Annotated in this window: 12 protein-coding genes and 1 pseudogene; 9 read left to right on the top strand and 4 right to left on the bottom strand. The window is 55.5% G+C overall.

Annotated features, from left to right (window positions below):
• Positions 1–111: 111 nt before the first annotated feature.
• Both rlmD and cysM read right to left on the bottom strand, forming a co-directional pair.
• Complete coding sequence (gene rlmD, locus AC1DVE_RS22240; RefSeq protein ID WP_223456115.1) at positions 112–1,464, bottom strand: 23S rRNA (uracil(1939)-C(5))-methyltransferase RlmD; 1,353 nt, start codon at positions 1,462–1,464, stop codon at positions 112–114.
• Entirely contained in the window at positions 1,464–2,366 is a 903-nt protein-coding gene (gene cysM / locus AC1DVE_RS22245) for a cysteine synthase CysM (protein WP_046043004.1), read from the bottom strand. The genes rlmD and cysM overlap by 1 nt, the downstream gene beginning before the upstream one ends.
• Positions 2,367–2,708: 342 nt before the next feature.
• On the opposite strand from cysM, the gene AC1DVE_RS22250 reads away from it, so the two are divergent.
• The 7 genes and pseudogenes from AC1DVE_RS22250 to AC1DVE_RS22280 all read left to right on the top strand — a co-directional run bounded on the left by AC1DVE_RS22250 (position 2,709) and on the right by AC1DVE_RS22280 (position 9,684).
• Positions 2,709–3,989 (top strand): HlyD family secretion protein, encoded by a 1,281-nt coding sequence (locus AC1DVE_RS22250; RefSeq protein WP_223456114.1) that lies wholly within the window; start codon positions 2,709–2,711, stop codon positions 3,987–3,989.
• Between the two features lie 38 nt (positions 3,990–4,027).
• Positions 4,028–4,234 carry a LuxR C-terminal-related transcriptional regulator gene (locus AC1DVE_RS22255; protein WP_223456113.1) on the top strand — a complete coding sequence of 69 codons (207 nt, stop codon included), beginning with the start codon at positions 4,028–4,030 and terminating at the stop codon, positions 4,232–4,234.
• Positions 4,235–4,703: 469 nt separating this feature from the next.
• Positions 4,704–5,033: a hypothetical protein gene (locus tag AC1DVE_RS22260; RefSeq protein ID WP_223533026.1), complete on the top strand. Its 330-nt coding sequence runs from the start codon at positions 4,704–4,706 to the stop codon at positions 5,031–5,033.
• Positions 5,034–5,095: 62 nt separating this feature from the next.
• On the top strand, positions 5,096–6,262 hold the full coding sequence (locus tag AC1DVE_RS22265; RefSeq protein WP_477784185.1) for a JmjC domain-containing protein: 1,167 nt from the start codon (positions 5,096–5,098) through the stop codon (positions 6,260–6,262).
• A gap of 54 nt (positions 6,263–6,316) precedes the next feature.
• Positions 6,317–6,658: pseudogene (locus tag AC1DVE_RS22270) on the top strand (cysteine peptidase family C39 domain-containing protein); the annotation flags it as partial.
• A gap of 57 nt (positions 6,659–6,715) precedes the next feature.
• Positions 6,716–8,371: a peptidase domain-containing ABC transporter gene (locus AC1DVE_RS22275; protein WP_477784192.1), complete on the top strand. Its 1,656-nt coding sequence runs from the start codon at positions 6,716–6,718 to the stop codon at positions 8,369–8,371.
• Entirely contained in the window at positions 8,371–9,684 is a 1,314-nt protein-coding gene (locus tag AC1DVE_RS22280; protein WP_223533022.1) for a TolC family outer membrane protein, read from the top strand. Before AC1DVE_RS22275 ends, AC1DVE_RS22280 begins: the two co-directional genes overlap by 1 nt.
• 116 nt (positions 9,685–9,800) lie before the next feature.
• Here the strand turns inward: AC1DVE_RS22280 and AC1DVE_RS22285 are convergent, their stop codons facing one another.
• Together AC1DVE_RS22285 and AC1DVE_RS22290 are read right to left on the bottom strand one after the other, a co-directional pair.
• The gene (locus tag AC1DVE_RS22285; RefSeq protein WP_223533020.1) at positions 9,801–11,147 is read right to left on the bottom strand and encodes a sensor histidine kinase; all 1,347 of its coding nucleotides are present in this window, start codon (positions 11,145–11,147) and stop codon (positions 9,801–9,803) included.
• Positions 11,137–11,856, bottom strand: a complete 720-nt coding sequence (locus tag AC1DVE_RS22290) for a response regulator transcription factor (protein ID WP_477784186.1) — start codon at positions 11,854–11,856, stop codon at positions 11,137–11,139. The genes AC1DVE_RS22285 and AC1DVE_RS22290 overlap by 11 nt, the downstream gene beginning before the upstream one ends.
• A gap of 215 nt (positions 11,857–12,071) precedes the next feature.
• Between AC1DVE_RS22290 and AC1DVE_RS22295 the strand changes: the two genes are divergently transcribed.
• Positions 12,072–14,825 (top strand): response regulator, encoded by a 2,754-nt coding sequence (locus AC1DVE_RS22295; RefSeq protein WP_477784187.1) that lies wholly within the window; start codon positions 12,072–12,074, stop codon positions 14,823–14,825.
• 95 nt (positions 14,826–14,920) lie between these two features.
• Positions 14,921–15,913 (top strand): 2-hydroxyacid dehydrogenase, encoded by a 993-nt coding sequence (locus AC1DVE_RS22300; protein ID WP_223534302.1) that lies wholly within the window; start codon positions 14,921–14,923, stop codon positions 15,911–15,913.
• Positions 15,914–15,986: the final 73 nt, after the last annotated feature.

Raw genomic sequence — 15,986 nt, forward strand, 5'->3', positions numbered from 1 at the left:
TCCCTACGACGCAGATTCAATGCGTCAAATCGCTGACCTTCGTTGCCCGTGCGCCCACGTCGGGCTGGGTGCGCGGCTGCACGGGCGGGCCAGTCGGACCAGACGAGCATCCTAGCTCGCTTCAAATAACGCCATGGCCTCGACATGTGCCGTTTGAGGAAACATATCGAGAATCCCGGCACGTTTTAACCGGTAGCCCTGCTTGATCAATTCGGCCGTGTCGCGCGCCAAAGTTGCCGGGTTGCACGACACATACACCAATCGTTCGGCGCCCAGGGTCTTGAGCTTGCGCACGACCTCGAAAGCACCGTCACGCGGTGGGTCCAAGAGTACCGCACAAAAGCCTTCAGCGGCCCATTCAGCGTCCGTCAAAGGCTGGGATAAATCGGCCTGAAAAAACTTCGCGTTATGCAAATTGTTGCTAGCCGCATTTGCCGCTGCCCGATCGACCATCACCTGCACGCCTTCGACCGCCACCACTTCACGAGCGGCCTTGGCCAGCGGCAAGGCAAAGTTGCCCAGGCCGCAGAACAGATCGAGTACACGTTCATCCGCTGTCGGCTTCAACCAGTCCAGCGCCTGGGCGACCATCGCTTCGTTGACTGCGGCGTTGACCTGGATGAAATCCCCTGGCCGGTAAGCCAGTTCCAGATCCCACTGTTCCAGGCGATAACCCAACGACTGACCGGCCTCGACCGGTTGCGGTTCGCCGTCGCCATGCAGCCACAATTGGGCTTCGTGGAACGCGCAGAAATCCTTGAGGATCGTCAGGTCGGCGTCGGACAGCGGTGCCATGTGCCGCAGCAACACGGCCAGCGTCGAGCCGCTGAACAACTCCACATGCCCGAGTGCCTGGGGTTTGCTCAAGCGCCGCAGCATCTCCGGCAAACGGCTCATGATCGGTTGCAAGGGCTGTACCAGCACCGGGCAGTCATCGATACCAACGATGTCCTGGCTGCCGGCGGCACGGAAACCGACTTCGAGTTTTTTCGCCTTCATGTCCCAGCGCACCGCCACGCGGGCGCGACGCCGGTACGCGAATTCCGCACCGCTCAATGGCACCGCCCACTCTTCGGGTTCGACGCCCGCGACCCTCGACAGCTGCTCGGCGAGCATGCGCTGTTTCAGGGCAAGCTGTTCGTTGTGGGGCAGATGCTGCACGCTGCAACCGCCGCAGCGGCCGGCATGGGCACACGGTGCCGGGCGGCGTAATTCGCTGGCCTTGAACACCCGTTCAGTGCGTGCCTCGACCACTTTGCCGTGGGCACCGAGCACCCGCGCCTCGATCTCTTCACCGGCCAATGCGCCGATGACGAACCAGGTGCGACCTTCGAAAAACGCGATACCGCGACCGTCATTGGCCAGGCGCTCGATGGTCAGGCGCTGCTTTTTGCCGGTCGGGACTTGCGGGGCCTTGCTGCCGCCGGTGGGCTGGAAGCGCAGGCCTCTTTCATGTTTGGCCATCAGTTGGGCGCGTCGAAAATGCCGGTCGACAGGTAACGGTCGCCGCGGTCGCAGATGATCGCGACGATCACCGCGTTTTCAACTTCTTTGGACAGGCGCAACATCGCCGCCACGGCACCGCCCGAGGACACGCCACAGAAAATGCCTTCTTCGCGGGCCAGTCGACGGGTCACGTCTTCGGCTTCGCTTTGGGCCATGTCGACGATACGGTCCACACGGTCGGCCTGGTAGATCTTCGGCAGATATTCCTGAGGCCAGCGGCGGATACCCGGGATCGCCGAGCCTTCCATCGGTTGCAGGCCGATGATCTGCACGTTGTCGTTCTGCTCTTTCAAGTAGCGCGACACGCCCATGATGGTGCCGGTGGTGCCCATGGAGCTGACGAAATGGGTGATCGTGCCCTGGGTCTGGCGCCAGATTTCCGGACCGGTGGTGGTGTAGTGCGCCTCGGGGTTATCACCGTTGGCGAACTGATCCAGCACCTTGCCGCGACCTTCGGCTTCCATTTTCTGCGCCAGGTCACGGGCGCCTTCCATGCCCTGCTCCTGGCTGACCAGAATCAGTTCGGCGCCATAGGCCGTCATGGCTGCCTTACGCTCAGCGCTGGAGTTGTCCGGCATGATCAGGATCATCCTGTAACCCTTGATCGCAGCGGCCATGGCCAAGGCGATCCCGGTGTTGCCCGAGGTCGCCTCGATCAACGTATCGCCAGCGTGGATCTGCCCGCGCAGTTCGGCGCGGGTGATCATCGACAGCGCCGGACGGTCCTTGACTGAACCCGCCGGGTTGTTCCCTTCGAGCTTGAGCAAAAGGGTATTGCTGGTGGCGCCGGGCAGGCGCTGCAAACGGACCAGCGGAGTGTTGCCGACGCAATCGGCGATGGTTGGGTACTGCAAGGTCATGGCGTATTCGCAATCCAGACTGCGGGGGTGCCTATCATACCGGCAAACGTTGCCAGGCCATATCACGCAAAGTGTGGTGCTTATGGTTTATGGGAATAAGGGTGAGCTTTGTGCCGAGTGGAATCCTACATGGATGGGTAATAGACCTGTAGGAAGAAGGCTTGTTCGCGAAGATGCTGTAATACACGATGACTTTTCAGGACGACTTCCTAGGATATTTCCCGCAGGTTTTGGCGGTTTGCATGAACTGTTGGGCGAGGGGCTTCATCGATAGTCTTTTGATTGCACTCCACGCTCCCTATCGGGATGAGGCACTCCTATCCTCCAGAAGACTCTAAATCAATGTCCGAAAACTTGACTTTATTTCGCACTGAAGTTGTTACCGCGAAGAACGAACAGCGCTTCGGTAGCGTGCTGATCCATCAACCATGGGGATATTGTGTAGCCGCCATTCTGGCTAGCACGTTGATACTGCTGTTGATGGCCTATGCTTATTTCGGTACCTACACCCGCAAAGCAACTGTCAATGGATTGCTTATGCCAGAACAGGGAATGCTGCGCTTAACATCTCCAGGCACAGGGTTTCTGACAGAGGTTCTTGTTAAGGAAGGTCAAGACGTAGGGATCGGCCAAGCACTGTTCGTTGTTTCCGGTGAACGCTTCAGTACAACGGGCGGTACACAAAATCTCATTTCGGAGCAGCTTACTCAACGCATTCTGATTCTGGAGCGCAACCTTAACTTGGCGAACGAGCGTCGGACAGGACAGCTAATCATGCTTGATGGCCGTCTTACCGCAATTACCCAAGAGCTAAGTCAATTTCGGGAAGAAGTACGCCTGCTGAAAAGGCGTGTAGTGTTGGCTGAAACTCAACACCAGCGACAGCACAAACTGGCGGCGGAGGACTTCATTTCAGTTGCACAACTTCAAAAAGGAGAAGGAGAACTTCTGGCGCTACTGGGTCAACAGCAAAGTATTCAACGCGCTCGTGCGAGTCTCAATCGCGAACGCATGGAACTGCTTGCGCAACGGCAAGAGGTTGAATTGCGGCATCGTACAGAGACTGCTGAGATAGATAACAATATCTCCCTGATCAGACAGGAGCAGGCGGAAAATGATGTTCGCCGAAGACAAATAAGCGTGGCACCGCTTGCCGGTACAGTAACTGGCTTGAGCGTGCAAACGGGTCAACAAATCCAGGTCGGCTCACTGCTAGCCAGCCTGATCCCTCTAGGAGCAGATCTTACCGCTCACCTGTATGTTGCTTCTCACCAAGCGGGGTTTATAGAGCCAGGGCAGACCGTATTAATGCGTTACTCTGCCTATCCTTATCAAAAATTCGGCATGGCACGAGGACAGATCGTAGACTTGGCGAAAAGCCCCTACGCGGTTCAGGAGTTGCCGACCCATATTGCAAACGCTGTTCAAAACACGACCCTATCTCCTGAACTTTTCTATCGCGCAACCGTTGCACTCAACTCACAGACGATCGCCGTATACGGTAATTCACACCCTCTACAAGCCGGCATGCTATTGGAAGCTGATATTGTCCAGGACAAACGTCGTCTTTATGAATGGGCTCTGGAGCCAATTTACTCTCTCACAGGCAAACACTTCAACTAAACAAAACCCAAACAAAAACAGCAGGAAGTGATAAACAAATGACAAAACGGGAACAAGAAGTCCTACATTCACTTCTTCAAGGACGCACCAACAAACAAATCGCCATTTCACTTGGAATAAGTGACTTCACAGTACGCGACCACGTTTCTTCAATACTTCGCAAGAAAGGAGTCAGCTCAAGGACTGAGTTATTCGCAGCAGAACTGGAAAACAAAAAAAAGGCACCCCCTACATCTATAGGATAAAAAAACAACACCAAGAGAATTACCATCCCAACCATCAGCCGCCCGAACCAATTTTTCTCATCCCCTCACCAATAAAAATAATCAACTCAAAATATCAAACTTAAAAGCAACAATAACAACCACACAATCAAGCCGCAAATAAAAACACAGAGAGAATATAATTCCATGACTGACCAAAACCTTGATGAATCGAGTAAAGGATGGAGCATGGAAGTATTGGGCATTCATTTTGTAGAAGGCACCGCATCAACCGCCACAACTTCCGCCATTATAATTATTTTATTTTTCTCTTTCTGTTATGGCACATTCAGATTATTGCGCTTACGATGGGGACCATACAAAAGCCTATGCATAACCTTTATCTTACTTCACATCATCCCTATCATTGCGCTATGGACAATAAAACTCATTACCTAGCAGTGAACAATTACACTCTCACAACTTACCTCACACAAAACAAGGAGTAACCATGCGCGAATTAACAATATGTGATTTTGAATTAGTCTCTGGTGCAGTTGGCCCACCCGGAGCCGTTGTTGGTGCCGTAACGGGCGCGGCGACTTATATTGGAGGTGCAATGGCTACAGGGCAGGGTGATATAGCCGGCCTGAGTGCAAGCGCAGTGGCTGGGGGAGCAGCAGGTTTTATACTGGGCCCCGCTGGCATGGGGGTCGCACAAACAACTGCTGCATCCATTCTTGGCGCCGAAGTAGGATTTTATTCCGGCATGCTAGGCGGCCAGGTTCAAAGTGCTGTCAATGCAGCCGAAACGAACTACGGCGGCACAAATTACAATTAACCAATTAACTCATAATTGAGCCTGGCTTCTCTATTAAAGCCAGGCTCCCAAGGTCTACGTTTATGAGCATAGCGTTCAACATGCCTTTTGGTGACTTTTTTGAACATTACCAAGAGAAGAAACCATTACTTCTTAAGGGAGCAGTTTCTGAAATTGAATTCTCGTGGAAAGACGTAAACGACATTTATAGCAACAGCGACGCTGCTTCCAATGACTTCAAACTCTCGCTAAACGGTATACGACCCAAGTCTGAGTATGTGGAGAGCTATCTCGATATCGGGATCTTACGTCACCGCCTGATAAAACCCGTCGTATATGAAAATCTTAAAAATGGGGCCACACTAATCGCCAACAAAATTAAAAACTCACCCAAGATCAGCCATCTTTCAAATCAGATTGCAACATTCACCGGCAGGCAAGTCGTAAGCAGTGCATACTTGGCTTTCGGTTACAAAGATTCCTTTAGATGCCACTGGGATACACGGGATGTATTTGCGATTCAATTAATCGGGCGTAAGCGTTGGATAATTTACGAGCCGTCATTGGAGCATCCCTTATACACCCAACAAAGCAAAGACTACGAACAGCACTATCCTTGCCCACCCAATCCTTATATGGACATTATTCTTGAGCCGGGTGATGTTTTTTATCTCCCCCGAGGCTGGTGGCATAACCCCTTACCATTGGGAGAGGCCACCTTCCATCTTGCAGTAGGTACTTTCCCAGCGTATACAATTGATTATTTATCATGGTCACTCAAACGACTAGAGTCTTTCACTGGCTCACGACGGTCACTTTATAATTGGCAGCAAGATAAGGACTCCCTTTCACTGACAGGAAAACACCTCAATGAAATGATCATCAACCCAGACAACTACCATCGTTTCCTCGATGAATTCACTGGTGCAACGCGAGTTGAGTCCGCACTGGCTCTGGAGATTTTTGGTAATCCGAACACTGGCACACTAACCGATCACTTCGGAGTTAAACTATGCACAAACAATCATCACAACAAAACTTCCAGCCACATCATTGCCAATGGCACACGACTAAATCTTGATAATCAAAGCAAAAAACTGATTTCATCCATAGCCAAAGCACCCGGCATTAGTATTGCAACACTCATCACAATTCTTCCGGAAATACCAACCAACAAACTGCTCGGATTGATCACCCAACTGTGCCATCTAGACATCCTGGAACTCTCCCAACACCAATCACACCGTTAATTTATCAGGATGTTATGACTTATGAAAATAACGCTATAAGCAGAGAGCCAAGAGTGCGGCCTCACCTGCCTAGTGATGATCGCCGCATTTCACGGGTTGCACGTGGACCTTATGAGCATGCGCAGACACTTCTCCATCTCTCTAAAGGGAACAAACTTATCTCAATTAATGCGTCATGCTCATTCACTAAATTTTTCCTGCAGGCCTGTGCGGTTAGAGTTGGAGGAGTTATCCATGTTGCGTACACCGTGCATCCTGCACTGGAACATGGATCACTTCGTGGTGCTGGAGAGAGTAAAGGGGAACAGCCTGACTCTGCTGGACCCTGCATTTGGTCGCAGGGTGATGAAATCATCTGAGGCTTCAAGGCACTTCACTGGTGTAGCACTGGAATTGACACCTAACGCAACCTTTCGCCCTGGGTCACAAAAATCCCGAGTTCGCCTGCACGATTTGATTGGCCGAACCACCGGACTAAAGCGCGCTTTAGGCAACATATTTGTACTTGCACTGGCGCTGGAAATAGTCGCCCTGCTCGCCCCTCAAGTTACTCAGTGGGTGGTTGATGGTGCACTGGTTTCCTCTGATCATGATCTGCTGTTACTGGCAGTACTGGGGGGCTGTCTATTGATGGTGATTGATTTTGTTCTACGGATGGCTCAAGGCTGGATGGCATTACGTCTGGGACAGCAGTTAGCAATACAGTGGTCGAGTAATTTGTTCAGCCATATGCTGCGTCTACCCTGGCCGTTTTTCGAAAAGCGCCAAATTGGGGATATTGCAGCCCGCTTTCAGTCACTTGCTGCCATTCGCAAGATATTGACCAACGGAGCTATCACAGGAGTACTTGATGGATTAGTTTCAATAGCAACACTAACCATGATGCTTTTTTACAGCCGCGCACTAACAGCTATCGTGTTGATCGCTCTGGTATTGTATGGCGTCCTACGACTGGCCTTTTATCACCCACTCCGCAATGCTGCTGAGGAGCGCATCGTACTGGGCGCACGAGAAAACTCCTATTTCCTGGAAACAATAAGGGCTGTTTTACCTCTCAAGCTCTTCAATGCTACCCCGTCGCGATTGGCGACTTGGCAAAATCTGATAGCGGATGTTCAAAATCGAGACGTAACAACACAGAAAATATTGTTGGTATTTGCCAGTTTGAACACTCTGATCTTTGGATTAGAAGGGATGCTGCTGCTCTTTGTCGGTGGTTCCTCCGTTCTCCAAGGCGCACTATCATTGGGCATGTTACTGGCATTCATCGCCTACAAGACCCAATTTTCTGGACGAGCAAGCAAGCTGATTGATTTGGGCATCGAAATTCGGATGCTTTCGCTACATGCCGAGCGCCTGGCTGATATCGCCTTAGAAACGCCGGAGCCTGATGGGCCGATGGAAACAGATATTGAATGCATAAAACCCCACATTGAACTCAGGCACGTTTCATACCGATACGCGCAAGGTGAGCCCTCGGTAATTCACAATCTATCGCTCATGATCCATGCGGGGGATTCAGTTGCACTTGTCGGTCGTTCTGGTTGTGGTAAAACCACATTACTTAAGTTAATTCTCGGTTTGCTCACACCAACAGAGGGGGAGATTTTGATTGGTGGAATATCTATGCGTCAGCTTGGGCCTCAAGCATGTCGCAGCTTAGTAGGCGCTGTAATGCAGGAGGATCAGTTGCTGGCTGGATCTCTAGCTGAAAATATTGCTTGTTTCGATCCTCACTTCTGTCAGGAGCGTGTGAAGGAAGCAGCTCAAATTGCGGATATCCACAAGACAATTACCAATATGCCCATGGGCTATCAGACGCGGGTCACAGATATGGGCGCTGGGCTATCCGGCGGGCAAAAGCAGCGCATTTTTCTTGCGCGCGCCTTGTACCGGAAGCCGAAAATTCTTGTGCTTGATGAGGCCACCAGCAATCTGGATCTACACAGTGAGCAGCATGTAATAAAGGCGTTGGGTGAAATGCCTATGACTCGAGTCATTATTGCTCACCGTCGTGAAACCATTGCTTTCGCTAAACGTCTTGTCTGCTTAGATAAAGGTGTAGTGGTGGAGGACGTTCGCCTTGATGAGGCGAGGGTCACAGAGTGATGGCTGCCAGGAAAATTGTTATTGGAGCAACAATGCTGCTAGAGGGGGCGGCTGCACAAGCGCAAAGCATTGATCTTCTGCAAATCTACCAACTAGCATTGCTTCATGATGCTCAATATGCGGCGGCGAAAGCCCATCAACGCGTGGAGCAAGAGCACTGGGTACAAGGAAGAGCGGGGCTTTTACCCCAAGTATCAATAGATGCTCAGACCCATTGGATGGAAACCGATTACCAGTTCCCAACGGGTAACGCTCAATACAACAGACAGAATCGTAGTTACGGTATCCAGTTGATACAGCCTATTTTTCGCTTACAAAACTGGGTTCAGTTCCAGCAGGGAGGACTTCAACGTACGCAAGCAAAAATCCATCTTGAAAGTGCAGAGCAGGCGTTGCTGCTGCGAGTTGCTCAAGCCTATTTTGAAGTTCTGAGTGCAACTGACGTGCTTGAGTCCCTTCGGAATCTCCGAACTGCCGACGCAGAACAATTGGCAAGTTCTAAAAAGAACTTTGAATTGGGTAACGTCAGCATTGTCGATGTGCATGAGGCTCAGGCTAGTTTTGATAAAAGCATGGCGCAATTTATCAAAGCCAGAAGCGAGCTTGATCTAGCTCGATATGCCTTAGTTCGAATTACTGGACAGCACCCTGGCGAATTGAGGGGACTGCGAGAAAATGTGACCCTATATTCTCCGCAACCAGCAGAACTTGACGCATGGATTAAGGCGGCCAAGCGATATAATCTTAATGTACAAGCACAGGAGCTTTTCCTACTCATTGCGGACAACGAAGTACGTATTCGTAAGGCCGAACACCTACCGACTATTGACCTGGTTATCAGTCAGAACATGCAGCAATATCCTAATGCCAATACAGAACGCACCGACTCCTCTAGCATCGGACTGCGTTTGAGTATGCCGTTGTACAGTGGCGGTCGAATAGATTCTGCTACTCGGCAAGCGGTGGTGTTGCAAGAGCAAACTGAGTTTGAACTGGAGGATGCACGTCGTGCTGCGGCGCAAGCAGTGCGAGAGGCTTGGTCAGGTGTAATGGATGGAATGGCGCGGGTGAAAGCGCTCGAAGCAGCGAAAACCTCCTCACGCTCGGCGGTGGCCTCCAATCAGATCGGCTATAAGGTTGGAATACGAGTTGGTATTGATGTATTAGAGGCTCAAAGCAAGTTCAGTGATGTAGTTCAGCAATTGTCCCGCACCCGTTATGACACATTATTAGCCCAGTTACGACTCAAGGCTGCGGTAGGGACATTAAGTGAAGTAGATATTGCCGAAGTCAACGCGCTATTGAGCAATTGAGCAATTGAGCAATTGAGCAAACGATTGTTGTCAGGCATAACAATCTCAATGCTTCTATTATCTAATCCAGTGCTTCTGTAAAGGGATACTCGCCTCCAAACGCATTACCTAATAGCCTAATGAATCACCAACCGCATATTCAACCGCAACCCGCTCCCGGTGTTCTGCGCCCAAAGCTGCCCGCCCTGACGCTGCACCGCATTCCTGGCGATGCTCAGGCCCAGGCCAAACCCACCATCCCCCGGCCGCGAACCGTCGAGTCGGGTGAACGGCAGGAAGATCCGCTCCAGATCCGCTTCCGCCACGCCGCCGCCGTGATCTTCCAGCCACAGGTGCCAGAAATCGCCATCACGACGACCGCCCAATCGGACAATGCCTCCAGCCGGTGAATGCCGAATGGCATTGCGCAGAATGTTCTCCAGCGCCTGGGCCAGGGTGTTGAGATGACCGCGAACCCAGCAGGAAGAATCCACCGTGCATTGCAACTGCGTATCGGGCCAGCCACTTTCATAGCAGGCGTTCTCCGTGAGCATTTCCCACAGGGCCTGGATCTGGATCGCTTCGTCGGGCAATCGGGTGCGCTCGGTATCGAGCCACGCCAGTTGCAGCGTGTCTTCCACCAGGCGCTGCATGCCATCGACCTCACGGCCGATGCGTTCGCGCAATGGCTCCAGCCCCTGCTCGCTTTCACTGGCCACCCGCAGGCGGCTCAATGGTGTACGCAATTCATGGGACAAGTCGCGCAGCAGTTGCTGCTGCAAGGCCACGGTGCCTTGCAGGCGCTCGGACATGTGATCGAACGCCCGCCCCAGCTCACCCAATTCATCGGAACGATTGGTGGTGCGGCTCGATAGGCGCACATTCAGTTGGTCGGCACGCCAGGCGTTGGCCTGCTCACGCAAGTGATTGAGCGGCACCACCAGCAAACGGTAGAGCCCGACGCACAGCAGCAAAGTGAACAGCCCCGGAATCACGCCGTTGGTGATCACCCGCCAGAACACCTGGTATTGCCCAGGCAGAAAGCGTTCGGGCAGTTCGATCACCAGGCTGCCGGCGGACGGGTCGCCGGGAAACGGTATGCGTATCCACGGCCGGCCTTTCTTGTGGATCGGCCAATCGAGGCCGCGCAAAAAAGTCAGGCGTTCGACTTCCTTGTCCGTCAGCGACTGGTTGCTCAAAGACTGCAAATCACCGCCGATGACACCGACCCAGCCTTTTTCCCGCTGATGCATGCCTTGCAGCCAGTCATCGACACCGGCGCTCTGGCGCTGCTGCCAGGCCTTTTCGGCCTCGGCGGCGTAGCGCGTCAGGGTGCCGCGGGCCTCATCGGAGAGGAACTGGTTGCGCTGCTCCATGTAACGCCCCCAGGACCAACTCAACCAGATCATCAGCAGGCAGAATGCGACCAATAGACAAGCCAGTTTCCAGAACAGCGAATGCCTGCCCGGCAAGTTACATTTCATCGGCGGCGCTCAGGATGTAACCCTTGCCCCATACCGTACGCACTTCGCGCTCGGTGTAGCCAATGGCCTTGAGCTTGCGGCGGATCTGGCTGATGTGCATGTCCAGGCTGCGGTCATGGGCCGCGTAACCGCGTTGCAGCACCTGTTGATAAAGGAAGGCTTTGCTCAGCACTTCGTCGGCGCTGCGGTGCAGCGTCTCCAGCAACCGATACTCGCTGCGGGTCAGGCCACCGGCCTGTTCGCCGTAAAAGACCTCGAAGCTTTCATCGTCGAAACGCAGGCTGTCCATCGACGGGGCCGGCACTGCGGGTGCGGGTCGGCGGTCGAGTGCCACCCGCCGCAGAATGGCTTCGATGCGCACCCGCAACTCCACCATGCTGAAGGGCTTTGGCAGGTAATCATCGGCCCCCAGGCGAAAGCCGCTGATGCGATCGGCCTCGGCACCAAGGGCCGACATCAGCAACACCGGGGTGGAATGGCTCTGGCGCAACTGGGTCAGTACCGCCAGGCCGTCCATGCCCGGCAGCAGGATATCCATCAACACCACGTCGAAAGGCTGTCGGCGGGCAATGTCCAAGCCATCCTGGCCGTTTTGGCACCAGGTCACCTGAAAGCCGCTGCGGTCCAGATGCTCATGAACGTAGGCGCCGAGCACAAGGTCGTCTTCGATGGACAGGATTCGGGGGAGGCCAGCAGTAATGGGAGTCATGACTATCTGCAAATAATTCTCAGTTGAACGATTATTCAAGATTGCCTCGCCAGGGGCAACCCACCGTTTGTCCGTATCGCCATTGAGTCGTCCGGGCCGACGAATGACGGCACCATTTTTACGAGGATTGCCCGCGAGCAAATCGCTACACTGCGCAAGTGGTGCATGGCGGATGCATGTACAGGCCTATAAATAGCGGGATGCAGGAGAGATGCGTGCTCAAGAAACTGGGAATCAAAGGCCGCGTGCTATTGCTGACCCTGTTGCCAACCAGCCTGATGGCGTTGGTGCTGGGGGGTTATTTTACTTGGATGCAACAGGCTGACCTGCAAACCCAACTCATGCAGCGCGGCGAAATGATCGCCGAGCAACTGGCTCCACTGGTGGCGCCAGCCATGGGCCATCAGGACAACGAACTGCTCGAACGCATCGCCACCCAGGCCCTGGAACAAACCGACGTACGGGCCGTGACCTTCCTGGCTCCCGACCGCACGTTGCTGGCCCACGCCGGCCCGACCATGCTCAATCAGACGCCCTCTGGCAGTGGCACGCAAATGCTGCGCCGCAGTGGCAGCGATGCGACCCGTTATCTGCTGCCGGTATTCGGCAAACACCGCAACCTGGCCGGGGACGTGATTCCCGAAGAAGCCGACCGCCTGCTCGGCTGGGTCGAGCTTGAACTGTCCCATAACGGCATGCTGTTGCGCGGTTACCGCAGCCTGTTCGCCAGCCTGATGCTGATCGCTGCGGGACTGACGGGTGCGGCACTGCTGGCCGTGCGCATGGGCCGCACGATCAATCGGCCGTTGAGCCAGATCAAGCAGGCCGTGGCCCAACTCAAGGACGGCCACCTGGAGACCCGCTTGCCGCCCCTCGGCAGCCAGGAACTGGACGAACTGGCCTCCGGCATCAACCGCATGGCCGGCACCCTGCAAAACGCCCAGGAAGAATTGCAGCACAGCATCGACCAGGCCACCGAGGACGTGCGCCAGAACCTGGAAACCATCGAGATCCAGAACATCGAGCTGGATCTGGCGCGCAAGGAAGCCCTGGAAGCGAGCCGGATCAAGTCCCAATTCCTGGCCAACATGAGCCATGAAATCCGCACGCCACTCAATGGCATTCTCGGCTTCACCCACCTGTTGCAAAAAAGCGAGCTCACCCCACGCCAGCTCGACTACCTGGGTACCATCGAAAAATCCGCCGACAGCCTGCTGGGGATCATCAACGAGATTCTCGACTTCTCTAAAATCGAAGCCGGCAAGCTGGTGCTCGACCATATTCCGTTCAACCTGCGCGACCTGCTCCAGGACACCCTGACCATCCTCGCCCCGGCCGCCCACGCCAAGCAGCTGGAACTGGTCAGCCTGGTGTATCGGGACACACCGCTGTCACTGGTGGGCGACCCGCTGCGGCTCAAGCAGATCCTGACGAACCTGGTGAGCAATGCGATCAAGTTCACCCGCGAAGGCACCGTTGTCGCCCGCGCCATGCTCGAAGAAGAACACGAAGACACCGTGCAGCTGCGCATCAGCATTCAGGACACCGGCATCGGCCTGTCGAACCAGGACGTACGCGCCCTGTTCCAGGCCTTCAGTCAGGCCGACAACTCGCTGTCGCGGCAACCCGGCGGCACTGGCCTGGGCCTAGTGATTTCCAAACGTTTGATCGAACAGATGGGCGGCGAGATCGGCGTCGACAGCACGCCGGGGGAAGGGTCGGAATTCTGGATCAGCCTGAGCCTGCCGAAAACCCGCGACGATGCCGAAGACCTGCCCGCCGCGCCGCTGCTCGGGCGCCGGGTGGCGGTGCTGGAAAACCACGAACTGGCCCGGCAGGCGTTGCAGCACCAACTGGAAGACTGCGGTCTCAGCACCACACCGTTCAACACCCTGGAAAGCCTGACCAATGGCGTCACCGCCGCCCACCAGACCGATCAGGCGATCGACCTTGCAGTGCTCGGCATCACCAGCAACGACATGCCGCCGGAACGCCTCAACCAGCACATCTGGGACCTCGAACATCTTGGCTGCAAAGTGCTGGTGCTGTGCCCGACCACGGAACAGACGCTGTTCCATCTTTCCGTGCCCAACCCCCACAGCCAGCTCCAGGCGAAACCGGCCTGTACCCGCAAGCTGCGACGCTCCCTGTCGGACCTGGTCAACCCGCGACCGATGCGCAGCGAACCGGGCGAACCAGTGTCCAGCCGAGCCCCGAAGGTGCTTTGCGTCGACGACAATCCGGCCAACCTGATGCTGGTGCAGACCCTGCTCGAAGACATGGGTGCCAAGGTACTCGCGGTGGAAAGCGGTTATGCCGCCATCAGGGCGGTGCAGAACGAGACATTCGATCTGGTATTGATGGACGTACAGATGCCCGGCATGGACGGTCGCCAGAGCACCGAGGCGATCCGCCAGTGGGAAAGCGAACGTCATTGCACGCCGCTACCGATCGTGGCCCTCACCGCCCACGCCATGGCCAACGAAAAACGCGCGCTGCTGCAAAGCGGCATGGACGACTACCTGACCAAACCGATCAGCGAACGGCAATTGGCCCAGGTGGTGCTGAAATGGAGCGGCCTGGCGCTGCGCAATCACAGCCCGGAGCGCTCCGGCGATGGGCATGCTGGTGCCCATGACCTGTTGGTGCTCGACCACGACGAAGGATTGCGCCTGGCCGCTGGCAAGGCTGATCTGGCGGCGGACATGCTGGCGATGCTGCTGGCGTCCCTGGAGGCTGACCGCGAAGCCATCCGCCTCGCTCAGCAAAGTAACGACCACAACGCCCTGATCGAACGGGTCCATCGCCTGCATGGCGCGACGCGTTACTGCGGCGTACCGCAATTGCGTGCGGCCTGCCAACGCAGCGAAACCCTGCTCAAGCAACAGGACCCGAAAGCCAGCGTGGCACTGGAAGAGCTCGACCGGGCAATCAATCGCCTGGCAGCCCAGGCGCGCATGAATGCTTGATGCAGCGCAATCGCGAAGGGCTGCCGGCGAGCTAACCTGACGACTGTCGAATGCCGGCTTGCTCAACGGCGCAGGCCACCTTCAAGGAGCACCGCATGCGTACGATTCTTTTCAGCAGCCAGAACTACGACCGCGACAGTTTTCTCGCTGCCGAACAACCTGCCGGCATCGAGCTGCAATTTCAGCCTGCGCGCCTGAGCCTCGACACAGTGGCGCTCGCCCAGGGATATGAAGCGGTCTGCGCGTTCATCAATGATGACCTCGGCGCGGCGGTACTCGAACGCCTGGCCGCCGGTGGCACACGCCTGATCGCCCTGCGCTCGGCCGGTTACAACCATGTCGACTTGCCGACGGCAAAACGTCTGGGACTGGCCATCGTGCGCGTCCCGGCCTATTCGCCCCACGCGGTGGCCGAACATGCAGTGGCGCTGATCCTCGCACTCAACCGCCGCTTGCCCCGAGCCTGTAACCGCACCCGCGATGGGGATTTCAGGCTGCAGGGGCTGACCGGTTTCGATCTGGTGGGCAAGACCGTCGGCGTGGTCGGCACCGGTCAGATTGGCGCCACCTTCGCCAAAATCATGCACGGTTTCGGCTGCAAGCTACTGGCCTACGACCCCTGTCCCAACCCGCAGGTCGAAGCCCTCGGCGCGCGCTACCTGAGCCTGCCGCAGCTGCTGGCCGAATCGCAGATCATCAGCCTGCACTGCCCGCTCAACGAGCAGAGCAAGCACTTGATCAACCGCCAATCCCTGGCGCACATGCAACCGGGCGCGATGCTGATCAATACCGGACGTGGCGGCCTGGTGGACACCCCGGCGCTGATCGATGCCTTGAAAGACGGTCGTCTGGGTTACCTGGGGCTGGATGTGTATGAGGAAGAGGCGCAGTTGTTCTTCGAGGACCGCTCCGACCTGCCGCTGCAAGACGATGTGCTGGCACGGCTGCTGACCTTCCCCAACGTGATCGTCACCGCGCACCAGGCCTTTCTGACCCGCGAAGCGCTGGACGCGATTGCCACCACCACATTGCGCAACATTGCAGCCTGGACGGCGGGCACACCGGAAAACCAGGTGACGGGAGACTGAAACGGATCGAAGGTCATCTGCCTGCGCGATGCGGCGTGCAAGCCCGTGATAGCATATCGCGCATATTTGGAGG

The sequence above is a fragment of the Pseudomonas sp. P4_B4 genome, from assembly GCF_056402255.1.